The organism is Anaerosporobacter faecicola (assembly GCF_012070565.1).
Classification (GTDB): Bacteria; Bacillota; Clostridia; order Lachnospirales; family Lachnospiraceae; genus Anaerosporobacter; species Anaerosporobacter faecicola.
Genome location: NZ_JAAQRO010000027.1, coordinates 14,729 through 39,201, shown reverse-complemented (window position 1 = coordinate 39,201; position 24,473 = coordinate 14,729). Strand labels below are relative to the sequence as shown.

Here is a 24,473-nt window from a genome sequence, read left to right as displayed (position 1 = left end):
CAGCAGTTCTTTTTCGTGCTGTCAAGGGTGGCGGCAAGCTACCACAACCTATAATATCTGCAATTTTCAAGGTTCATCTGAGCCTTTTTTCTTTGCTCATTTTTTTCATAAATCATTTGACACTATCGTTTATCTTTTAGCATAAGTATCGCAAATATAACATACGGTATCTGAATTGCCACCATTCCAAGTGCAGAAACCATGTTAATATCTTTTCCTACTGCATTTGCCACCTCTGAGGAATAAATCTCCCATATGGAGGTAGAAAAATCCTCCAGGAAATGTATCATAATACAGACCCACAAGTTTTTTGTTCGTAAGTAAACAGCACATAAGTAGCAACCCGCCATAAATGTAAATATCACCTGTGTCATAGTCATAATAACTGCATCCGGTTTTGTAATCAGATTCAGCAAATGACGAAGCCCGAAGACAACACTGCAGGCGATAACTGCCTGCCATACCAATCCTTTACGGTTTTTTAATGCGTGTAACATATGATTTAGTATAATTCCACGAAAGATTAATTCTTCACTAATTGCAATCGCGAAATTCATTGTTATGTATGATAGGAAGGTTGGAATAGATGGGCTTAAGTCCACCTCACCTCCACTAAAAAAGAACGCACCAATTGCTCCAAGGACGCCAAGTAAACCAAAACTGATTAACCCTTTCCAAAACCCCTTTGCATGTAGAGAAAACAATTTCCCCTGAAAGGCACCATATGCAATTCCAAGTGCACATAATGCACTTAACCCATACTTTATAGTCCAATTATATCCCTTTTCAAGTGGTTTGAGAATGGGGAAGGTAATTCCCCAGATTACTGGCATGCAAAGAATTACAACAATCACTCCAAACAAAATCGTGTGTGTATTAGCCCATTTTTTCATTTGTTCCCTCATAGTCTTCATCATATCCTTTCAATCGAACAACTTACAATAATCTTCTCTCCTACTATTCCTTCTTCTCAATCGTCCTTAATAACTTCTTGGCTTCCTTACACCATTGCAGATAGCCTCGGTATGTCTGTACACCAAATTTCGCTGTAAGAAGATAATAGATATGTGTTTGATCCGTCGTATTCAATCCTTCTAGAACCTTCTCCATCATCTGCAACGACTGCAGTTCCTCCGTAATCTTTTTTTCAAAAGCTTCAATATGATGAATCGTCACTTCCACTCCACATTCTCTACCAAAAAATACTTTTAGTAAGGTTTCATAACGAAGCTCATCCTTTTCTACTTCCTTATTCAACCACTGTACAAGATACTGGTGTCCTTTTTCTGTTATGGTATACTGAATCTTCTCCCTACCATTGGTACTTATATTCTCTCCTACAATCAGCTCCTCTTTCATCATGCTATTTAATGTAGGATAGATACTACCATAACTAGCCCCCCAAAACATACGCAGCGTTGTATCCATTCGATTTTTTATATCATATCCCGTAAGTGCTTCATGACTAAGTAAGCCAAGAATGACACAATCGATTTTTTTTGCATTCGCCATATTGTACCCTTTCATATATATCAGTTTGATACATTAACTATATATCAACCTGATATATTTGTCAAGCATGTTATAATTCTTACTTTTTGATGTTCCACAAATCATTTCATCACACTTTTTGTACAAGTGAAACATGAAATACATATTTCTTCGCACCATAATAAAGGAGTATTACACAATTGCTAATCTCAGCAATCCTATAATACTCCTTCAATCGTTTTCTATTCATTTGGATTTGTAACAGAAACAATTTTCGAACATGTATATACTTTTCCAAATAACTCTGTTTTCGTGACACAAACAACGTATGCGTTATTTATGTAAGCACTATCGTTATCCTTTGGATAAAACAACTTTGTCTCATACTTACCTTCATCGTCAGGTATCCAAAAGCCAACTAAATTCTCAAATGAGTTCTGATATGTTTTCTCTCGTAATCTTTCTTTTGCCTTATTCTGTGTTATTCCATCATAGCCAATTGAGTCAGGAACATAAAGCGCCGAAGAATTCGTCTGAGAAAAAGTATATATGCTTAGCCCATCAATGTATGGATAAATTATTGTATGGCTATTACGATGTTTACTAATATATAGTTCTAAGTCATATCCTTTCTGTGCGTAATCATACTGTAAAGATGCTTGTATGTCCACATCTCCTTCTTTCGGTAAGTTCGAAAGTTTGTATAAATAATAACCACCACAAAATAATATGACAATGATAAACACAACTACATACCTAATCATTTTTTTTAGCATAACTTCCACCTTTTCTCAACCATTATATACTATACTATTGTACTCCAAATTTTTTGTCATTACTAAAACATTGAAATGAATTTGATTCGTTTGAAATTGATGCATTAATCCCAGCATTTTTTCCATCTACTCCAAAACTTACACTTGAAATCGAAGCTGATTTATATGTATGAATATAATAAGCAGTTGCTATTCCACTATAATTACCAAACCACGTATCGTAATTGCATAGTCCACTCCACTTATATCCAATATAGTAATTATACAGACCTGTTGTTCGCACATAGTCTTGTAATCTAAAACCAAACCCCTTACTTCCATCACCATCTGATCGATTAGATGTGGAAACATATGTCCCTTTATCATCAGTTATAAAAGCACTACAACTTACTACAGCAGATTTATATGAACCCGAGGTATTTGTAAAACCTACACCAAATCCATCTTGTCCTCCAACATTACCTGTTGTAAGAAAATCTTTTTGCCAATTAGTAGTCTTCCAATAACCTCCACATGTTACTGTCCATGTATTATTATATGCATTGTAATATACCGTTGGCGTAGATAATGAAACATCACTAGAATCGGAACTAGCAAAACTTTTTATAGATTTGTTATTATCAGTTTCAATTGGATTCATAACATAACAACCATATGTTTCAAGTTCCGAATAAATATCAGTTATATTTTCAGTACTCTCAATTGCCGCTTCTAACATTAATGATTCCACATAATCTTTATTATACTCTTTTGCTCTACCCTCTATCATATCATTTTGAAACTTTTGATCATTAGTCGATTTAAAATTCATTTTTTCTTCAGCTGACATATATATAGAACCATCGGTATTATCTGATCCTACATTTGAGTCCATTGCACATACTTTAGTTGTTGGTAAAATTAGAAACATCGTTACCGCCAAAATTAAACTTATTTTTTTCATTCACATTCTCCTTTTAAATTCAATAAATAAATATAGTTAACAGTCTACAATAAGGTAGTCCTAATGTAATAATAAAAAAAGGATGTAAATTTGATATGCTTTATTAAACTTTTTACAAATAAGACTATATCAACCTTTCATATTTACTTACCCTCCTTTCTTGATAAATTATATATGATTATATGACGTATTTTTTTTAATTGACAAAACATACACTCAATTTAGCATTTTTTACCATTTAGTTTTGTCTAAGACTTTGTAATGTTAATCTAACAGATTTCCTATTTGCTTGACTAATCGGAATAATTTCTCCTGTTATCATTTCTAAACTATTATAAGTATAGTTCACTATATACTTATATTGTACTAAAAAAGATTTATGAACCAACAAGAAATTTTGTGGATTTACCACTTTTTGCACATTACTTATTTTCCCATAAAACTGTTTATTCTCCTCTAATTTTTTTGTTACTATATTAACTTTTTTACCTTCACTCTTAAAATATATAATATTATCCAAGGCAACTTTAAAATAGCTACCTTTTATATAATATTCAAAAAAAATATCAGTATTAAATTTCAAGTTCAGTATTTTATCAAGCACTTCAATGATTTCACATTTTTTTAGTGGTTTAAGAAGGAAATCAAATGGACGAATTTTAAATAGTTTCATAGCATAACTATCGCTATTAGATATATATACAATTTGTATCAACTCATTTTTAAGTTCATTTCTTATATAATTACCAACATCTATTCCGCTTAGTTCTTTTAATTCAGTATCTATAAATAAAATATCTATATAGCTTATATAATTATAATCAGTTTTATTAAGATATTTGTATAGTGTTTCTCCTTTATAGAAAACACCTATATCAACTTTTATATTTTTTCTATTCGTATATTTTAAAATTGTGTCTTCAATAAAGGAACAAGTGAATATATCATTTTCGCAAATTGTAATGTTAAGCATATACTTTTCCTTTCTATCTTGTTAATAAAGTTTATTAAGTAGTATATCACAGTGTACCATTATTTTTCAATATTATACTTTTTTTTCTATATTTAAACACGCTACTATTACATCAATTTACCTAACTTACACTTAACTTATGAAATGATAATAATCCCTTGTACCTTACATAAATAAGGAGTATTACACGATCGCCAGTTCTAGCAATCCTGTAATACTCCTGACATAAATCTCTGCTCTTAACAATATAGACAATTGCTTCGCCTTCAGACTTTTTATAGCATTTTCTAAATGTAATGAATCCCGATACGCAAAAAACTAGCCCCAAGGCTAGTTTTTCAAAATAATATTCTTTTATTATAATTTCTGTATTCTCATCCTATAATGAACACCACAAACTAACGTCCATTCAAATAAATTAGCGTCCAGTTTTCTGGGCTAATTCAATACGAACTAACGAACGTCGTAGCGCCATCTCTGCACGAGTTACATTCACCTGTCCAGAATCCGTTCCTTTGAGACGACGTTCTGCACGAATCTTTGCTTCATTGGCACGGTTCACATCAATTTCTTCCGGCCATTCGCAAGACTCTGCCAAGATAATAACCTTATCCTGAAGAATCTCAAGGAATCCGCTTAATAAAGCAGCTTCCTTGACTTCTTCTCCATTTGTAATCTTAAGCACTCCAGGAGCAACAATCGCAGTTAAAGGAATATGCCCTTTTAACACACCAATGTCACCCTCTGTTGTCTTAAGTTCAATCATCTGCGCATCGCCTTGGAAGAATATACGGTCAGGTGTAACAATCTGTAGATCAAATGTATTTGTATCTGCCATTATAGCACCTCGACTTTCCAGTAACTACGACTCTATATACCAAGTCATTTATCTTACTTGATTTATAGAATCTCCTGCAACTTTTCACAGGAACGTCTTACTTAACACGAGCAAGTACGTCATCTATATTACCTGCATTAAGGAAATAACTTTCTGGTATATCATCATGCTTACCTTCAATAATCTCTTTAAAGCCTTGGATTGTCTCAGCGATTGGTACATATTTACCTTTTAAACCTGTAAACTGTTCTGCTACGTTAAATGGTTGTGATAGGAATCTCTGTACTTTTCTTGCTCTGGATACAATCAATTTTTCTTCTTCTGATAACTCATCCATACCAAGAATTGCGATGATATCTTGTAATTCTTTGTACTTTTGAAGGATTTCCTGTACCTTACGTGCAACACTGTAATGTTCTTCTCCAACAACACGTGGATCAAGGATTCTTGAAGTAGATTCTAGTGGATCTACTGCTGGATAGATTCCAAGTTCTACGATGGAACGAGAAAGTACGGTCTTTGCATCCAAGTGAGCAAAGGTAGTTGCTGGAGCAGGGTCCGTTAAGTCATCGGCTGGTACGTATACTGCCTGAACAGATGTAATGGAACCACTCTTTGTAGACGTAATACGCTCTTGAAGAGCACCCATTTCTGTTTGTAGGGTAGGTTGGTAACCAACGGCACTTGGCATACGTCCAAGTAACGCTGAAACCTCAGAACCAGCTTGTGTAAAACGGAAAATATTATCGATGAATAACAATACATCTTTTCCTTCTTTATCACGGAAGTTCTCAGCCATCGTTAGTCCTGTAAGACCAACACGCATTCTCGCACCAGGTGGCTCGTTCATCTGACCGAACACCATGGCTGTTTTATTAAGAACACCGGACTCCATCATTTCATAGTAAAGGTCGTTACCTTCTCTTGTTCTTTCACCAACACCAGTGAATACAGAGTATCCACCATGTTCTGTTGCAATATTGGTAATCAGCTCCTGAATAAGAACTGTTTTACCTACACCAGCACCACCGAACAGACCGATCTTACCACCTTTAAGATAAGGACAAAGCAAATCAACTACTTTGATACCTGTTTCCAGAATCTCTGTTGATGTTGATTGTTCCTCATATGCAGGTGCTTTTCTATGAATTGGATTAAACGCAATGCCATCTGGCACTGGTTTATTATCAATTGGTTGACCAAGTACATTGAACATACGTCCAAGTGTTGCTTCACCAACTGGTACAGATATAGGTGCACCTGTTGCAATTGCATCCATACCACGAACCAATCCGTCGGTAGGACCCATGGCGATACACCGAACTGTATCATCACCTAGATGTTGCGCTACTTCTACAACTAATTTACTGCCATTTGCTGTAGGGATATCAATTGCATCATATATTTCAGGAAGTTTTCCTTCACTATACTTAATATCAAGTACCGCACCGATAATCTGAGTGATTTTACCAACATTTTTATCTGCCATTCTTCTCTTTCACTCCTCTACTAATTTATTGCAGAAGCTCCGGCAACAATTTCTGTTAATTCTTGCGTAATGGAACTTTGTCTTGCGCGGTTATAACTTAACGTAAGGTCGCTAATCATATCTTCCGCATTATTGGTTGCTGAATCCATAGCTTGCATTCTTGCACCGTTTTCACTGGCAAGTGCTTCTACTAAAGCACCATAGATTAAGCTGTTCATATATTTCGGAATGATCATATCCAAAGCTTCTTCTGCTTCTGGTTCATAGTTCATAAGTGTTAACTCTTCAATGGTTTTCGCTTCTGAACTTTGCTCCTGATCTTCATCCTTCTTCGCCATAGTGGAATCCACTGGCAATAATTTGATCATGGTTGGGATATGACTTACCGTATTCTTAAATCTGGTATAAGCAAGATAGATCTCGCCTACTTCATTATTGGAGAACGCTTCTAGTACCGCCGCACCAATCTCTGCCGCATCTTTATACATTGGATCATTAATCACTTCTGAATAATCTGCTTTAATCTCATAACCATAGCGGGCAAGGGAATCTCTTCCCTTTCTTCCAATGGCATAGATTACAGCATCTTCCTTCTTAATATCTGAGTTACGAACCAACTTTGTAATATTCGAATTGTATCCACCTGCAAGACCACGATTCGAAGTAATCACAATGATTGCCTTCTTTGGTGAATCGCCAGCCTGTAAGTATGGATGAGAGATATTGCCGGATTTTGCGAGCATGGAACTTACCGTATCATACATATAATCAAAGTATGGCTTGGAACTTTCTGCTCTTCCCTTCGCCCTTTGAAGTTTAACTGTTGATACTAACTTCATGGCTTTGGTAATCTGTTGGGTGCTTTGTATACTGCCTTTACGTCTCTTGATCTCTCTCATTGAGGCCATACCATCACACCTCTCTATCCACGATTAAATTCTTTTTTGAATTCCTCAATAGCTTTTACAAGTGCGCTTTCTGTCTCATCACTGATCACTTTTTCCGCTTTAATAGCAGATGGAATCTCTGGGTACTTCGTATCCACAAATTCAAAGAATTCTTTTTCGAATTCAAGAATTCTACTAACTTCTACATCAAGAAGGAACTTCTTCGTAGCAGCGTAGATGATCATAACCTGATACTCAACTGGCATTGGATTATATTGAGGTTGTTTCAGAACTTCTTTTATTCTTTCACCTTGCGCAAGTTTTTCTTTGGTATCTGCATCCAGATCCGATCCAAACTGTGCAAAAGATGCTAATTCCCGATATTGTGCAAGGTCGATACGAATAGGACCTGCAATCTTCTTCATCGCTTTAATCTGTGCAGAACCACCAACACGTGATACAGAAAGACCTGCATTAACAGCCGGACGGAAACCTGCATTGAACATTTCTGTTTCCAAGTAGATCTGACCATCTGTGATGGAGATAACGTTAGTTGGAATATAAGCAGAAACGTCTCCCGCTTGTGTTTCAATGATTGGTAAAGCAGTTAAAGAACCACCACCTAATTCATCAGACAAACGAGCAGCTCTTTCAAGTAGTCTTGAATGAAGATAGAATACATCACCAGGATATGCTTCACGGCCTGGTGGTCTACGAAGTAGTAAGGAAAGTGTACGGTAAGCAGTTGCATGCTTACTTAAATCATCATAGATGATCAATACATCTTGTCCTGACTCCATCCATTCCTCACCCATAGCGCAACCTGAATATGGAGCAATATATTGTAATGGTGCAAGTTCACTGGCTGTAGAAGCAACTACAGTTGTGTAGTCCATCGCACCGTGTTCCTCTAATGTTTTAACGATTGTTGCAACCGTTGAAGCCTTTTGGCCAATTGCTACATAGATACATTTTACATCTTGTCCTTTTTGGTTGATGATTGTATCAAGTGCAATAGCTGTTTTACCAGTCTGTCTATCCCCGATGATCAATTCACGTTGACCACGTCCGATTGGTACCATGGCATCGATTGCTTTTATACCTGTTTGTAATGGCGTATCTACGGATTTTCTTGAAATAACACCAGATGCTACTCTTTCAATTTGACGATATTTATTGGAATCAATTGGTCCCTTGCCATCGATTGGCTGACCAAGTGCATTTACTACACGACCTAGTAATGCGTCACCAACAGGAACTTCTACTACTCTACCTGTTGTTTTCACTGTATCACCTTCGTTGATATTCTTGGTATCACCAAGTAATACAGCACCTACATTATCTTCTTCTAGGTTCAATACCATACCATAAACGTCGCCAGGAAATTCAAGTAGTTCACCTTGCATCGCTTTTTCAAGACCGTGAATACGTGCAATACCATCACCTACTGTAATTACAGTACCCACATCTGAAACTTCTAATTTTGTACTGTAATTCTTGATCTGTTCTTTGATTACAGAACTAATTTCTTCTGGTCTCAAATTCATGATACATAAGCACCTTCTTTCCTGTTCTTATAGAATGTAACAATGCAAAACCTGTTATATCCATTCTTATTGTTTTCATCACTCTTACCTTTACAATAATCCTATAATTGGTCTTGCGCTGTCACCTGATTTGTCCCTCGTAAGTCTACACAGTTGCATTTCTTAAGTCTTTTGCAAGCATTTGTAATTTTGTACGAATACTGCTATCCACAACTCTGTCACCAATACGAATAACCAATCCACCAATGATCGACTTATCCACAAGATAAGTAACTTCAAATTGGCTGTACTTTGTCGTTTGAAGCAATCTTTGCTTCACTTGCTCCTTTTGTTCCTCTGTTAATATAACTGCAGATGTTACAGAAGCTACCCCAATATTCTTATATTCTCTAACCTTCGCTAGGAAATATTCAAATATTGCAGAAAGTTCATTGTATCTGTCCTTCTGAACAATAATAACAAGAAATCCAACCAATGTGTCGGATACTCTTCCCTTGAATATATTCTCAATTACAGATACTTTTTCCTCTTTATCGATTTTGGGATGATTCAAAAGCTTAAGTAAATCACCATTCTCCGCAATTGCTTGCTTTGTTACCGTAACTTCTTCGATAATGGTATCTAGTGTTCCATCTTCTAGGGCAAGTTCAAATAATGCTTCACCATAGGTTTTTGAAACTAACTTTGCCATGTATCATCACCCATCTCTTTTAATGTATCTTCAATTAATTTTGATTGTTCCGTCTCATTAATTGAAGTAGATATGATTTTGCCAGCCATAATTGAAGCAACGGATATCATTTCTTGTTTCACTTCATCCTTCATCTTGCTCTTCTCAAGCTCAGCTTCTTTATTTGCGCGATCGATAATACGAGTTGCTTCTACTTTTGCTTCCTCTACGATCTCTGTTTCTTTTTTCAGTGCTTTCTTTCTTGTCTGGCTAAGAATTTCTTCTGCTTCCTTATTCACACCTTTTAATTTGCTGTCATATTCTGCCTTGAAAGCTTCTGCCTCTGCTTTTTGTGTCGTTGCAGAATCCATTTCCGATTGAATCTTTTCTTGACGTTTTCTCATCAACTCTCTTGCAGGATTAAACAGAAGATATGATAATAGCGTGAATAACGCAAGCACAGCTAATGCAAGAATACCTGCATCAACAATCATCTGCAGATCCAAACCAAAGATTCTTCCTGCCATGCCTTCACTAGCCTCAAGTACACCTGAACTTGCAAGTATAATACTACTCACTTTTTGACCTCCCTTCCGTTAAGTCTTTGTTAAGCCCTAACTTACAGTTTTCCTAAAAGTGGGTTAGCATATAATAAGATGATTGCTACGGCGAAACCATATAAACCTGTTGTTTCTGCAACGGCTTGTCCAAGTAACATTGTTGAAACGATGTTACCTTTTGCACCTGGATTACGTCCAACTGCAGCTGCACCTTGTCCTGCTGCATAACCTTGTCCAATACCAGGACCAATACCTGCGATCATTGCGATACCTGCTCCAATAGCAGAAGCTGCTAATACAATAGCTCTTTCCATAATTAAATTCCTCCTTTAATCTTCTTCGAATGTGTTTGAAATAAATACCATCGTTAACATACAAAATACGTATGTCTGGATTGCTCCAGAGAATACGTCGAAATATGCATGTAAAAAACCAGGCCACACTAATGTTATGATTTTTGGTAACAGACCATAAATGAGACCCATCATAACTGTACCAGATAAAATATTACCAAATAAACGTAAGGACATTGATATTGGTGTTGCGATTTCACCGATAATGTTGATTGGTGTCAGTAGCAACGGCTTAAATAAATTTGTTACATGACTTGCCTTTTGATATTTGAAGCCATTGTAATGAATCATCACAAAAGTAATTAAAGCTAGTGCCAACGTTGTACCATAATCGGCAGTTGGTGGTCGAAGTCCGAACAAACCAGATATATTAGACAATAATATGAATATAAATATTGTACCAATATAATTAGAGAACTTCGCTCCATGCTTTGTACCCATATTCGTCAACGTCAAGTCATCAATTGCTTGCACCATATACTCGACAATATTCAAAAACGTACCTGGTACCTTATTGGGATCTGCTTTCTTAATCTTTCGATTGGCAATTACGGCAAATATAATTAATGCCAACATAACAATAATTATTGAAATATGTGTTGTCGTGAAATATAATTTTTGTCCGAACAACGTATATTCCTGATAACCGGTAATACCAAAATCAACATCTTGGGATGCACGCAACATACCCATTTTGGCAAAACTACCGGAAACGGCAGCCATCCCTTGATACACGTTCTCACCCTCCTTCGTTAAAATATTTTTTTAGTAATAAATTTATTAGTTAACGGTTGTAAATAAGCACTGAATTTAAGGCCTAGTATGCCTAATATTGTACCCACTAAACTGAACACTTCTGAAAATGTTAGTGCTATTACAACTGCGCAACCCATAATAATAATACGAAGAATCGCCATCTTCTTCGTGTACCTTGTTGCTCCTTCCGCAGTCATATCAAGAGCTTTCGATATAGTTGCATTCAAATGAATTACCAGCATGATTGCAATAACGGTTCCTAATAGTACTCCTAAAAGATAGGTCACCTTATTATCTGTAAGCATCATTCCAATTATACTAACGATAACCGCTGATATAACAATTCCAAAGAGCAAATCCTTTAACGTGTCATTCATGTTTTTCATACAATAATAAAACTCCTTTCAAAATCCAGCATTCTATGCCAAGTAAATCGTTCACATACTATAAACTATGTTTTTATTCTTTTTCTCTATTCGTATTTCCTTGGTTTTTAACAGAACTTTTGCTTTCCGTATCTTGATTCCCTGTTTTTCTCAAGCTCTCAAAATAAGCAAGTTCTTGGTCCTCTTTCTCTTTATCTTTTGCATAAAAACATCTGACCATTTTGAAAATATTCTGAAATCCAGCGAGCAAACCAATAACCAACCATATTGGAAACCAGTAGCTAGTACCAAAATGCCCATCCATCTTTGTCCCAATATAAATACCTATGAATACAGTAGTTAACAAGGTTATTCCGACCTGCGAGATTAAACTTAGTGCACGAAATATTACTCTATTTTCTTTCTTCATTGTTACTTCCATACCCTTTCAAAAGTCTGATGACTTTGTACAAGGCACAAAGTGCCATGTGAAGGATTTCCCTTTCCCATTAACTCTTCTGTACTCAATAATAGTATTACAATATCAAAAGATAGAAAAAATGTTTACCATAATATAATCGACAACTTGTGCGAATATTGTGAAAATACTTCCATATTGTATGAAATCATAAATTTATTATACCATTAATTTAAAAAAAGTCCACAAAATACACATGAAATTGTCACTTAATCTTTTCCAACTGCTTAATTTATTGGCATATTATAGAATTATTTAAGTTGTTTTTGCATCTATTTTACTAATTTGGTATTATTTTCATATAACAAATTGTTTATTTTCTTAAATAGTCTATTTGCCCTAATCTTTACACAATTATACACTATTGTAATTTTCCCTATTATTTTCTACTTTTTAGTAGCAAGATTACTTATTAATACGTTTTGCGGGAATTAAATCACATTTTTACATCCATCTATAAAAATACGCTCCTTTACCCCTTGTATCCTCTTATTGAATCTTCCTATCACATCATCATATTAAATAAAAGCCATATTAAATCTCAATACAGAGGCAATATGGCTTTACTCTTATTCTTCAATTTGCGTTATTCTACGAATATGGCGTTCATCATTTGAAAACTCTGTCTCAAGAAATGTCTCAACAATCTTAATTGCCAGTCCTGGACCTACCACTCTTCCACCCATAGCAAGTACATTGGCATTGTTATGAAGTCTTGTTGCTTCTGCGCTAAATACATCATGGCATAAAGCCGCACGAATTCCCTTTATCTTATTGGCAGCAATGGATATACCAATTCCCGTTCCACAAATTAATATCCCTTTTTCGCATTCTCCAGAAACAATTGCATTCGCAACCTTTTTTGCATAAACAGGGTAATCCACAGAATCTGTACTGTCACAGCCAAAATCCTTATATGGAATTTGTTTTTCCTCCAAGTATTTGATCACTTCTTTTTTTAACTCATATCCGCCATGATCACATCCTAATGCTATCATCGTTAATCCTCCTCGTTCAGTTTATAGACTGTTTTTTTAATCAGTCTTGCTAATTCAACGTAACATTCTTCATATTCTGTAAGACTTTGTCCATAAGGATCGCTTACATCCCCATCTTCTCCAACAAATTCTTTTAGTGTATACACGTTGGTACAATTTTCATAATCCCTTTGCACCTTTTCTTTTTGCTCTTGTGTCATAGCAAGCACTAACGTATCCTCATCAATATCCTCTTGTTCAAGCGCTTTCGCTATATGATCTCCTATGGATAGATTATGGTTTCGTAACACAGTATCTGCTTTAGGATTTGAAGGTTCAGGAAATAATACCACCAATCCACGAGACATGATCTCTATATCACTTTCCGTATCTAAACTTCGAAATATTACTTCTGCCATCGGACCTCTACAAGTATTTCCCGTGCAAACAAATATTAATCTCTCATATTTTATCAATAATTTCCACCTCCGTTGTTACACTTCCACTACTTGGTAACCGGCTGCTTTCAACAATCGATTCATAATAGCCTGCCCCAGATTACTTTCTGCAAACCCTTCTGAGTATATCACATCCACTTTTAATTCGTCAAAGTCTCGTAGTATACCATAAAGTCCTCTTGCAATCTGCTCTTCATCTTCACGGGAACCAATGGTCTTTACCACATCTGCCTGATACTTTGCATACGTTTCATCTGTTGCGATGATTCCAACACATTTTCCTTGTTCTCTCTGCTTTTTAGCTAAAGCATTAATTTCTCTGACAACTGCATTAACAGGTCCCTCTACAATGGTTAGATCCGCTTTTGGTGCATAGTGTTTATATTTCATTCCAGGAGCCTTTGGCTTTACATTTGGATCTATATTTTTTGATAAGATTGCCTTATCAATCGTAACTGGTCCGATCACTTCTTCTAACATTTCTTTTGTAATATAACCCGGTCTTAAAATGGTCGGAATCTCTCCCGTTAAATCCAAAATAGTGGATTCCAGTCCTATTCCTACAGGACCTCCATCAAGGATCATATCTATTTTCCCAGACAAATCTTCTACCACATGCTCCGCTTTTGTAGGGCTTGGCCGACCTGACGTATTGGCACTTGGGGCCGCAATGTATACCCCTGATTCCCGTATCAGTTGTAAGGCAATCTTGTTATTCGGCATACGAATTGCAACCGTATCCAATCCACCCGTTGTGCCATTTGGGACTACCTCACTTTTTTTCATAATCATAGTTAACGGACCTGGCCAGAAGTGTTTCGCTAGTATATATGCTTTTTCAGGTACTTCTTTTGCTAATACTTCTAGACTATCTACATCTGCTATATGCACGATTAACGGATTATCCGATGGACGTCCCTTTGCCGCATAGATTTTTTTTGCAGCTTCAAAGTCCAGTGCATCCCCTCCTAAACCATATACCGTTTCAGTCGGAAATGCCACTAAGCCTTCTTCTTTTAATATAGTTGCTGCTTCCCGCAAACAACCAGGTTCCATATCCTGTTCATTTATCTTCTTAACTATTGTTTTCATTATTTTCATCACCTTTTCTTAAGTAAGTTGATTCTGGTCAATCAACTTAATCGACTTTATTATAACACTAGTTATGTAATTTGCATACCTTTTCTATTTTCGCGGTTTTGTATAGCAATTGACGAAATCACTTTTACTCTATAAAAGTAATGTGAACTTCCACTTGGAAACACTTAATTATACACATATTTGTTTAAGTAGGATAAGATTCCAAGGTGAATTGACCATGCCATCTTATCTTGATAACTCTCTGTTGTTAACAAATCTGCTTCTGACCAGTTTGATAAGAAACCACATTCTACTATAACAAGCGGGCATTCCGTCTTTTTTAGCATGTAGTAACTTTCATTGGATTTTGCCAATCGGTTATTTCCATCATTAATTGTCTTTTTAATCTGTTCCTGTAACATTTCTGCTAGAATTTTTCCTTCTGGTGATTTATTATGATAAAAAACTTGGGCACCCTTATATTTTTCCTCAGGGAAGGAGTTTTGATGTATACTTACTGCGATTACTGCATCACTTGAATTAATGATTTCCACACGCTTTTTTAAGTCTGCACTTTTCTTATTCGAATCAGACTCCTGATATAATCCTTTATCTTCCTCCCGAATCATAATTACCTGTACATCATTTGCTTCTAAGAGAAATTTTAATTTTTTTGTTATGATCAAATTTATATCTTTTTCTAAAGCATTGTTTACTCCGATTTTACCAGGATCAAATCCACCATGTCCTGCATCTAGTATAACCGTACATTTTGGTATCAGTGGTGAGGATTCCTTTTCCCTTTCACTAAATACGGAGTACGTTTTTATCCCAACAACGGTTGATAACCCTAGCAAAAGCAACGCTGCTGCAACCATAGTAATTATCTTCTTTTTACTCATTACCACATATCCTACCATCTTAGTTTCATACTATTTTATGTTCTTTATAAAAGATTAAGAACTATGGGGTAAGAGAATGTATTCTCTGTAAGGGGAAATGAAACTTAATATACGTCAAAACGCGAGCGACAAAAATATCTTGTCACTCGCGTTCACGAAAACCATTTTTTCACTATATTTTTCTATGTATATAATGCGAACAAGTTTATTCGTAGATTGGATAATTCTTTCCCTCTCTCACAAACAATGGAATTGTGTCCATTGGTGCATCTACGCTAACACGTTGCCCACCCTTGTAAGATGTTCCTGTTTTTGCATCAACCCAATTGATTCCTTCTGGAAGATATACGCTTCTTTGTTTCATTCCTTCTTCCATGACTGGTGCTACCAAAAGATCTGGACCAAACATATACTGGTCTTTTAACTCCCAACATGCCAAATCATTTGGAAATTCATAAAACATTGGTCTCATAACAGGACTTCCTGTCTCATGTGCCTGTTTCATACACTCTCTAATATATGGACGAAGACGTTCTCTCATAAATAGGAATCCTTTTAGGATTTCATAATTTTCTTCGCCGAATGACCATACTTCATTATCTTGTCCTGAAGAGAACTGACGAACACCATCAACAAACTCCTCTTCTAACTCATAGAATGGAGGACGTTCCCCGTGTAGACGGAATACAGGACAAAATACTCCCCATGCAAACCAACGTACCAGAAGCTCGTGGAATTTTTCATCGGTAATATCACCACCAAGAAAACCACCTATATCCGTTGTCCACCATGGAATACCTGCCATAGCCATATTTAAACCAGCCTGTAACTGTTCTCTCATAGCTCGGAAAGAAGAATGAACATCACCTGACCAGATTAAGGCGCCGTATTTCTGACTTCCAGCCCATGCACACCGAACCAGGTTCACTAGTTCCTCTTTACCCTCTGCTTTCATACCATCATAGAATCCCTTTGCATACATCATCGGATAGATATTGCTACATTGTAACGCACTTCCTTGATGATAACGATAGATATCATAATCGTATGGTCCAAACTCTGGTTCTGCTTCATCTAACCAGAATAGATTAACACCTTTATCATAGTAATTCTCTTTGCATCTCTCCCAAACATATTGACGGGATTTTGGATTTGTTGCATCAAAGAATACGGTTTCTCCCATCCAGTTCATATGGATACTTACACCACGATCACAAGTCACAAGTAAGCCTTCTTCATTCATTTTTGCAAAGTTCTCACTTCTTGAATCTACTGTTGGCCAGACAGATGCCATTAATTCAACACCATAGGATTTTAGTTCTTTTGTCATTGCTTCAACATCCGGCCAGTACTTTGGATCAAATTTGAAGTCACCTTGTTTTGTCCAGTGGAAGAAGTCTGCTACAATTACATCCATCGGAAGGCCTCTACGTTTATGTTCTCTTACTACATTTAATAATTCTTCCTGTGAACGATAACGTAATTTACACTGCCAAAATCCCATACCATATTCCGGCATCATTGGGGCACGTCCAGTTACTGCTGTATATTGTTCCAGAATCTGAGAAGGGGTATCCCCAACCGTAATATAATAATCAATCTTCTTCGTACTTCTTGCAACCCATTCTGTCTTATTGGTACCGAATGTAACCGTACCGATCGCTGGATTATTCCACAATAATCCGTAACCACGATTGGACACCATAAATGGTACGCTTGCCTGCGTATTACGCTGGCATAGATCAAGGATTGCTCCTTTTTTATCTAGATTTCCCTCTTGATATTGTCCCATACCAAATATTTTTTCATCTTCATATGCTTCAAAACGAAGAACTGCATGATAATCACTGCCACCTGGTATTGCTTTCAATTCTCTGGCATCTACACAATATGGTACACAATAGCGATCAATACGGTATCGATTTCTCCAATACTCTTCCAGTACAGCTTCACCTTTTTCATTATAGAAAGACAGCCAGCCTTCATGATTAATCTTTGCAGTAATCTTTCCATTTTGAATGCTTGCAATAGAAAAGTTCTGGACATGTTTTGCTCTCTCTTCTCCCTTATACCAAGGTTCTACAATGTCCACATTTTCAATCTTAATGTCCGCCTTAATAGCTTTCACTTCTTCTGTTAAAGCCCAATCATTGTGGTCCATCTGACCATCTCTTGTAATACGTACACGTAATGCATTCTCTCCCCATGGTTCGATCCACATTTTTTCTGTTTGGTTGATACATACCAAACGATTCCCTTCACTTGTAAAATGCATACCTTTTTCCTCCTTTTATCCATTCTTTTCTTATACGGCATGATGTAAGATGCAAAAGGATCTTTGTACAAATTTACATCTGCACTACCACTACCTTATATGCGAGTGCGCATCCCCTAGAGGGTTTTATATAATAGGCAAGTCGGAGGACTTTCCTACTATATTAAAAATTCCCATGCAAACTTTCTTTTGAAAATATTGCATGGGAATTCCATCTAACCAAACTCTATCACTTGTTTGATTGTTCAAACAAAGAACGAATTAGTTTACATATTTTAGTATTACACTCCAGACGTTGCTGCGTTCCAGCCCAAGCTTCCAGCTAGCAATACCAGCCACATTATTCTCTGAAATAACTTTTAGCTTTTCCTCTAGAGATTTTTCTTCCTCCAGCCAGATCTTATATGTGTTTCCGCTACTTTCGTATTCACCATAATACTGTTTGGTTTCTTCATCCCAAGTTGCCTCTACGTTATTCTGATCTAGTATTGCCTGTGCCTGATCCATTGAATATGCTTTTGCTGTAACACCGTCTGCTGTTTCTTCCCATAATCTAGTATAGAACGGGATTGCAATTATGTTTTTCTCTGCTGGAACTTCTTTTAGTACGTTCGTCACCGCATCTGATACAAATGAAATTGAAGCTACTGAACCACTTCCATCAGAACCATTGATATGTTCATCATAAGCCATTGTAATTACATAATCCACAAGAATACCCTGTTCTTCCCTATCATAATAAGAAGTATACGCACTTGGTACATAATTATCTACCGATAAAATTATACCATTATTACGGCATTTTACAGACATTTCTCTTAAGAATTGAATATAATCTTTTCCTGCTGCTTCTGGAATCTTTTCAAAGTCCATATTCAGTCCATCTAGATTGTATTTGATCGCTAATGCGATTAATTCATTTGATAATTTTTCTCTTCTACTTGTATACGATAACAATTCGGACATATCGATTGCATTGGTAAAATCATCAACCAACGCCCAAACTTCTACACCATAATTATGTGCCCTTTGAACATACGTCTCACTTGCCAAAGAATCTACGTTTCCTTCTACACTTGACACTTTAAACCATGTTGGTGAAATTGTTGTAACACCTTTTGTATTCCCTAATAATTCTAATACATGATTATTAGCCGTTTGATTTGTTACCTGATGAAACGTCATATTGATCTTATGATCTTTGGTAATACTTGTATACTCAGGTTCTTTCATCTTACTTTCTGTTGCTTCATAATAGGAGTTCTTTGTCATGGAGTTCTTCACATAACCAATAATACCGTCTTCGGTAATAACTTTTGTAAAGTTTTTATTTACCTCTTCTTCATCGACAATAATCTGTACCCGATCCCCTTTTTTCATTTGCTTTAAGATATCTCCCTTAATGGAAGGTTTATAACGAAGTTGTGTCGCTTCTTTTATATCAGCAAATAGATAATCTTCTCCAAATATATAGGTAATTACCACACGGTTTGGATCTTCATACATTGTATATTCCAGATTAGAATATTCTTTTACATAGTCTAGTGCAATATAGACAACTCCATCTTCCACTTTTGCTATGGCATACTCCATGGATTTTTTACTTTTGTTTATATAATAATCTTTACTACCTACTTCTGTTTTGATAATTTCTGTTGGTGTTGTATATAACAACAAACTTTCGTTATCATCCCAATAAAACCGTTTATTAAAATATGTTACAACCGTATCATAGTCAACATAGATCTGACCATCGATTAGCTTTCCTCTTTGTTCATATATTTTATCTTGTAGTACAAGAACAACACTGCTATCATCACCAGCTGTCTGGTAATAGTCTTCTAGCTTCATGACTTTTTTGCTGGGAGCAAATTTGCTATACATTGTGATTCCCGCTGTAATGGCAATTGCCAAGAATAAGATTACACCGATGATCGTTAATCTAATCTTCTGTTTCATGTAGGTTCCTCCATAACTATTTCATGTTAATACGATACTCTACGTACAATTATAACAGTATTTTCTTGTCATTTCTATGTTTTTCTCCGTAATCATACTTCTTTTTCATTTATAATAGGAAATTCTATTACTTCATACTTTTTTCTTTGTCATTTCAAGATATCCACATTATTCTTCTTATTCTACTGTAGACTTACTGTCACCTATTGTTTCTTCCTGTTCATCACTTCAAGAATCTCTTTTGCCTCTATTTCATTCTCCATAGGTAACTCAAATACAACTTGTTCACCCTCATAAATCTGGAGAAAATTCTCATACCCTAATTTTACAATACCATACGCCTTTTTTACCTTTGATGTGATCAATACGTTCGTGATGTACTTACATTTTTGTATATATACTTTTCCTGACCGAAACGCAAGAAGATACTGCTCTGTAATTTTTAATGCAATTGAGTCAAATACTAGATGATTCGCAACTTCCTCATTAATGGCATCCAATACCTCATCAATTGGACCATATTTTTGAAGTTCTAAAATTTCTTTTCTTTTGTAAATGCTTTTTAAGTGAACATATGAAATGATACAGTACAAGATACATAGCAAGATAACACATATAAGTGCAATCCAGATAATATACATTCTGGTTAGATCCAAATCTGCTTCATCTAGAACAATGGTTGAGATCACGTCTGTTTCAACCAATTCTTCTACTGTTAACTCATAATCTTTTGCGACTACGCTTAATAACTCTGAATCCTTGTGCATACGTGCTGTAAATGAATAGTTTGATAGAGTTTTATCCGGGTCTTTTGGGTCTTTTCCTGACCGTTTTGCCGGAACAAAAACAAAGAATTTTTCTTCACCAATAACCGTTGCATAACAATTGTATAAAATATTATTATTCTTATCTTCTTTGTAATAACCAGTAAACTCTAACGTTGCATTCCTTACTTTGACATAATCCGTTCCCGCTTCATATTCCTTCACTAAGTCTTTCCCATTCTTGCTATCTAATACATGAAATGGATTGGATAATCTACCAACAAATACAATACAGCAAAGAATAACCAATAAGAAAAGAACCATACCAATCTCACCAATCAGCTTATTCTTATTTTCTTTCTGTATCTGTTTTCGTACTTCATATGTATTCATAATACCTCCAAATACGATTTTCATCGTTCGCATTAATTCCCTTAATGCTTCTTCAAATTTTGCTAAACAGTATATAGTATATCATAAAATCTCTCAAAAGTAACGTTTGAATGCTTTTGAATACAAGTTACGCAAGAATTGAGTAAGGAAACCATTCAATTAACCCTTGAAGGTGCATTTGGATAAGGAGATTGCTGTGTGATATATCTATCCGGATCCTGTTTCAACTCTTGCGTATTATGTGCCTATACAATGTACTTCTTTACTTCAAATTACTAATTTTACTTCAAACTACCTATTTCCTTTCAACTACCTATTCGACTAAAATCCATTATTACTTTAGACAACTATTCCTTTACAATTAAAGTGCAACTCAATCTACATAATTGATCTCTAATTGATCAAGGGTCACGTCGTCTCCACCATCATTGGATGGATCTTGTTCATTGGTATATCCCTTATCCTGTTCTTGTCCATACTCTTTAAGTCCCATATTTACCCGTTCTCTAACTCGGTTTTCCATCTTCTTAATTGCTTGTTGAATGATGTTCGGATCTTCTTGAATCAATGCATGTACAATTTCATTCTCAGGATATGTAATAATTGCTTTTTCTTGATCTTGGGATACATATTGAATGGCATAAATTCTTGCTTGTTCTTGCAAAACAGCATCTACAACTGCACTTGACAGCAATAAAATTTCTTCCTCCGATACTTCAAGCCATAAATCATTCTGTGTGCCTTCTTGCTCATTATATTGGGAACACGCCAGCACTTTCTTTTTTGATAAGATGATGTAATCTGCACCATTTGGAAATTGTATACGAATGTCAACGTAGTCACCTACACAAAGTGCATCCGTCATTTCTATAAAATGATAGCAGTGCTTTCTTGTATCTTCGCTGACCTTTTCTCCATCTTCTATCATTTCTGGTATAAGCATGGTATTGGCAGCAACTTTATAACGAAGGCGTTTTCCTATTACCTCTTCATAGGAAGCAGCATTCAGCACTTGTAGCTCCTCTGTTAAAGCAACTTGTTTAATCTGATCAATCGTAATAATCTCTCCTTGTTTTAAATCTGCTGTTATGACTATCCCATATTGGTTATTTACAATTGAAGAACTCGCCTCTTGCTTGTTTTTTGATTGAATCGAAAGAACAATCCCTGTTCCAATCCCACCAACAAGTAATATCATTCCAATGACTACGACAGCTATTTTCCCTTTTGCCATCCTTCTTTTCCCTTTTCTAATAATAGACATGTATCAACCCTTTCCTATGTTATTGGGAAACTCCTTTATAATGAAAATTGATTCCAAAATGAAGTTACATGCTTTTCCAATATAAAGGGATCCACTATGCATGGAACACCCCATACGTAGACTCCATACTCCTGCTTAATCTTCTTTCGATCATACTCACTTGATAATGATGCAAAACAAATCCATGGACTACTACTATAATTTACTGTTTGAAGAATCTGTTCATATGCATTTCGTTTCCATTCACACAAACTTCCGATTAAAATGTTAACATGACACCTAGCATACTGCTCCATCTGATCTGTGCAGTAAACACCATAGTCAATAAGAATATAATCATAAGAAATTTGCTGTAATTGCAGCCATACCATCTCATCCGCTTCTGGATAATAATCAACTCCTCTAAGTGTAAATGAAGAATCTTCACTCTCTATTCCTGCTGCCTTACGAAGGAAATGTACATGGGATATTTCTCGAAATTCCACATATGCAACCCGTTTGCCTTGATATCCAGACAAATACGTGGACAGAGCAAGCAATGTATGTGTGACGCCAACACCTTCCATGGCCCCTACCATTCCAATAATTTTGCATTGCTCTCTTCCTTTGGATTTACGTTTATCTTTCCAACGTCGTATTCTCACTCACCACATCCCTCTTTCCTTGCTCTGATTCCAATCTCTGTAATTCATCTTCTAGAATGCGTTGAAGCAGATTCCATATGGTACGATCATAATGTGGAATAAGTACCTCTGGTAAATACGGCAAACGTACCATCTGCTTTCTATTTTCTTTCTGACAAATTTCCATAAACTCTCTAGAGGAAACAAGATTAACCAGTGTTAACCCGTTATATCCCCCCGCTGGGAAAAGACTTGTCCCCGACTTAAGCTCCCACGGTTTTCCCATTGTAACTAAGATGCGTATCTGCGCCGATTGAAACTCCTGTATGTTCTCGTTGCATATGATTCCATACTCTCTAATCTGTATTGCATACTGATTCATTGCATCCATAGGTAAAGAAGCACGAGGCAACAAATGGAGACATGGTGATACATATACGCCTTCTTGCAAGGTGAAATTACCTTTCCAGTTAATGATTTGTTCTGCGTGATGTTGATCGTTGCATTCTACATATAGCGTTTTTCCCATGTATTTTTTGCAATATTTACTTAACGTCAATGCTACATGTGTTGTTCCAACCTTATGTTGTGTTCCTGCTACTGCAATCGTTAGAGATGTTTTTCTTTTACAACCCTGTTTTTTTCTCAACTTCTTCTGTAGCTTTGCTAAAGCCAATTGTAATTGATCAATACTTCCATATCGCATTCTTGGATTTTCCTGTATACACCGTTCAATGATCTCGCCTAACCGCCTTGAGCAATGTGTCTTCCAACTAATTGACGGTATTACTTTGTCAGGGCGAATCATCTCTCCAGTGACCATATAATACATAACCATACCAATACCATAGAGATCTGTCCTCTCATCAATCTGGCAACCGTTATATTGTTCTGGTGCAGCATAACCAATGGTACCTACCATCTTTTGCATAGTAGGAACATCATTCTTGAATACCGCACAACCAAAATCAATGATCTTAATTCCCTGTCCCGAAACAAGAATATTATCTGGCTTTAGATCAAGATACAATATGGAATTTTTCTGACTATGTAAATAATGAATTACCTCACAGATTTGTAGTGAGAATTGTAGAATACGTTCCTCATTGACTTCCTTCTGAGTTCGTATATAAGAATTTAATGATTGTCCATCATAGTATTCCATAACGAGATAGATCCTCTCCTCGTCTTCTTCCCAATCGTATAACAATGGGATACGGCTATGATGTAGCTGACTTAAGATTCTAGCTTCTTGTAATGCATTCTGATCCTTTTTCTTTTTGATGCACTTGATAACTCGTAGTGAATGAAGTATGCGATGCTCTGCAAGATATACAGTACTTGTACCACCACTTCCAAGCTTTTTTATGATCTTGTATTTTTCTAACAAATGATCATTGTATCCTCCTTTCTTTGAAGAAAGAACTTGTAAAATTATTACATCTCTTAAGCTATTATAAATTATTCTGTCAAAATACGCAATTTCTTTTTATTGTAAATATCTAACAAAATTTATTTGCTAATCTTATAACATTTTACCCGAATTTAATCTAATCTTCACATTCACTTGCTATGTTTATCCTATAAACAAGAATAAATACTGAGGTAACCGACGAATCCATTCGTTCAAATAAATACGGGGAGGAAATATA

Annotated in this window: 25 protein-coding genes; all 25 read right to left on the bottom strand. The window is 35.8% G+C overall.

Annotated elements, in window-relative coordinates:
* Positions 1-122: 122 nt before the first annotated feature.
* Positions 123-893, bottom strand: coding sequence for a CPBP family intramembrane glutamic endopeptidase (locus HBB17_RS11950; protein ID WP_167957730.1), 771 nt, complete (start codon positions 891-893; stop codon positions 123-125).
* A 64-nt stretch (positions 894-957) separates the two neighbouring features.
* Positions 958-1,512 (bottom strand): PadR family transcriptional regulator, encoded by a 555-nt coding sequence (locus HBB17_RS11945; protein WP_167957729.1) that lies wholly within the window; start codon positions 1,510-1,512, stop codon positions 958-960.
* A 221-nt stretch (positions 1,513-1,733) separates the two neighbouring features.
* The gene (locus HBB17_RS11940; RefSeq protein ID WP_167957728.1) at positions 1,734-2,267 is read right to left on the bottom strand and encodes a hypothetical protein; all 534 of its coding nucleotides are present in this window, start codon (positions 2,265-2,267) and stop codon (positions 1,734-1,736) included.
* A gap of 34 nt (positions 2,268-2,301) precedes the next feature.
* Positions 2,302-3,210: a hypothetical protein gene (locus HBB17_RS11935; RefSeq protein WP_167957727.1), complete on the bottom strand. Its 909-nt coding sequence runs from the start codon at positions 3,208-3,210 to the stop codon at positions 2,302-2,304.
* 238 nt (positions 3,211-3,448) lie between these two features.
* Positions 3,449-4,183, bottom strand: coding sequence for a LytR/AlgR family response regulator transcription factor (locus tag HBB17_RS11930; RefSeq protein WP_167957726.1), 735 nt, complete (start codon positions 4,181-4,183; stop codon positions 3,449-3,451).
* Positions 4,184-4,601: 418 nt separating this feature from the next.
* Complete coding sequence (gene atpC, locus HBB17_RS11925; RefSeq protein WP_167957725.1) at positions 4,602-5,021, bottom strand: ATP synthase F1 subunit epsilon; 420 nt, start codon at positions 5,019-5,021, stop codon at positions 4,602-4,604.
* 97 nt (positions 5,022-5,118) lie between these two features.
* Positions 5,119-6,510: a F0F1 ATP synthase subunit beta gene (gene atpD / locus HBB17_RS11920; protein WP_167957724.1), complete on the bottom strand. Its 1,392-nt coding sequence runs from the start codon at positions 6,508-6,510 to the stop codon at positions 5,119-5,121.
* A gap of 20 nt (positions 6,511-6,530) precedes the next feature.
* The gene (gene atpG / locus HBB17_RS11915; RefSeq protein WP_167957723.1) at positions 6,531-7,418 is read right to left on the bottom strand and encodes an ATP synthase F1 subunit gamma; all 888 of its coding nucleotides are present in this window, start codon (positions 7,416-7,418) and stop codon (positions 6,531-6,533) included.
* 14 nt (positions 7,419-7,432) lie between these two features.
* Complete coding sequence (gene atpA / locus HBB17_RS11910; RefSeq protein ID WP_167957722.1) at positions 7,433-8,944, bottom strand: F0F1 ATP synthase subunit alpha; 1,512 nt, start codon at positions 8,942-8,944, stop codon at positions 7,433-7,435.
* Between the two features lie 145 nt (positions 8,945-9,089).
* Entirely contained in the window at positions 9,090-9,635 is a 546-nt protein-coding gene (gene atpH / locus HBB17_RS11905; RefSeq protein ID WP_167957721.1) for an ATP synthase F1 subunit delta, read from the bottom strand.
* Positions 9,623-10,192 carry a F0F1 ATP synthase subunit B gene (gene atpF / locus HBB17_RS11900; RefSeq protein ID WP_330588216.1) on the bottom strand — a complete coding sequence of 190 codons (570 nt, stop codon included), beginning with the start codon at positions 10,190-10,192 and terminating at the stop codon, positions 9,623-9,625. The genes atpH and atpF overlap by 13 nt, the downstream gene beginning before the upstream one ends.
* Before the next feature lie 41 nt (positions 10,193-10,233).
* Positions 10,234-10,488 carry an ATP synthase F0 subunit C gene (gene atpE, locus HBB17_RS11895; protein WP_167957720.1) on the bottom strand — a complete coding sequence of 85 codons (255 nt, stop codon included), beginning with the start codon at positions 10,486-10,488 and terminating at the stop codon, positions 10,234-10,236.
* 15 nt (positions 10,489-10,503) lie between these two features.
* Positions 10,504-11,214 (bottom strand): F0F1 ATP synthase subunit A, encoded by a 711-nt coding sequence (gene atpB / locus HBB17_RS11890; RefSeq protein WP_408609348.1) that lies wholly within the window; start codon positions 11,212-11,214, stop codon positions 10,504-10,506.
* Between the two features lie 65 nt (positions 11,215-11,279).
* Positions 11,280-11,660 carry an ATP synthase subunit I gene (locus tag HBB17_RS11885; protein WP_167957719.1) on the bottom strand — a complete coding sequence of 127 codons (381 nt, stop codon included), beginning with the start codon at positions 11,658-11,660 and terminating at the stop codon, positions 11,280-11,282.
* A gap of 82 nt (positions 11,661-11,742) precedes the next feature.
* On the bottom strand, positions 11,743-12,078 hold the full coding sequence (locus tag HBB17_RS11880; RefSeq protein ID WP_167957718.1) for an AtpZ/AtpI family protein: 336 nt from the start codon (positions 12,076-12,078) through the stop codon (positions 11,743-11,745).
* Positions 12,079-12,695: 617 nt separating this feature from the next.
* Complete coding sequence (gene rpiB, locus HBB17_RS11875) at positions 12,696-13,124, bottom strand: ribose 5-phosphate isomerase B (protein ID WP_167957717.1); 429 nt, start codon at positions 13,122-13,124, stop codon at positions 12,696-12,698.
* A 2-nt stretch (positions 13,125-13,126) separates the two neighbouring features.
* Positions 13,127-13,579: a low molecular weight protein arginine phosphatase gene (locus HBB17_RS11870; RefSeq protein WP_274380786.1), complete on the bottom strand. Its 453-nt coding sequence runs from the start codon at positions 13,577-13,579 to the stop codon at positions 13,127-13,129.
* An 18-nt stretch (positions 13,580-13,597) separates the two neighbouring features.
* Positions 13,598-14,653: an L-threonylcarbamoyladenylate synthase gene (locus HBB17_RS11865; protein ID WP_167957715.1), complete on the bottom strand. Its 1,056-nt coding sequence runs from the start codon at positions 14,651-14,653 to the stop codon at positions 13,598-13,600.
* Between the two features lie 173 nt (positions 14,654-14,826).
* Positions 14,827-15,543: an N-acetylmuramoyl-L-alanine amidase gene (locus tag HBB17_RS11860; RefSeq protein WP_167957714.1), complete on the bottom strand. Its 717-nt coding sequence runs from the start codon at positions 15,541-15,543 to the stop codon at positions 14,827-14,829.
* A gap of 205 nt (positions 15,544-15,748) precedes the next feature.
* Positions 15,749-17,818, bottom strand: a complete 2,070-nt coding sequence (locus tag HBB17_RS11855) for a glycoside hydrolase family 31 protein (RefSeq protein WP_167957713.1) — start codon at positions 17,816-17,818, stop codon at positions 15,749-15,751.
* Positions 17,819-18,079: 261 nt separating this feature from the next.
* Complete coding sequence (locus HBB17_RS11850; protein WP_238483737.1) at positions 18,080-19,777, bottom strand: glycosyl hydrolase family 18 protein; 1,698 nt, start codon at positions 19,775-19,777, stop codon at positions 18,080-18,082.
* A 203-nt stretch (positions 19,778-19,980) separates the two neighbouring features.
* Positions 19,981-20,934, bottom strand: a complete 954-nt coding sequence (locus HBB17_RS11845; protein ID WP_167957712.1) for a hypothetical protein — start codon at positions 20,932-20,934, stop codon at positions 19,981-19,983.
* Between the two features lie 373 nt (positions 20,935-21,307).
* Complete coding sequence (locus HBB17_RS11840) at positions 21,308-22,168, bottom strand: SAF domain-containing protein (protein ID WP_167957711.1); 861 nt, start codon at positions 22,166-22,168, stop codon at positions 21,308-21,310.
* Between the two features lie 65 nt (positions 22,169-22,233).
* Entirely contained in the window at positions 22,234-22,842 is a 609-nt protein-coding gene (locus HBB17_RS11835) for a hypothetical protein (RefSeq protein ID WP_167957710.1), read from the bottom strand.
* Positions 22,817-24,211, bottom strand: a complete 1,395-nt coding sequence (locus HBB17_RS11830; RefSeq protein ID WP_167957709.1) for a serine/threonine protein kinase — start codon at positions 24,209-24,211, stop codon at positions 22,817-22,819. The genes HBB17_RS11835 and HBB17_RS11830 overlap by 26 nt, the downstream gene beginning before the upstream one ends.
* Positions 24,212-24,473: the final 262 nt, after the last annotated feature.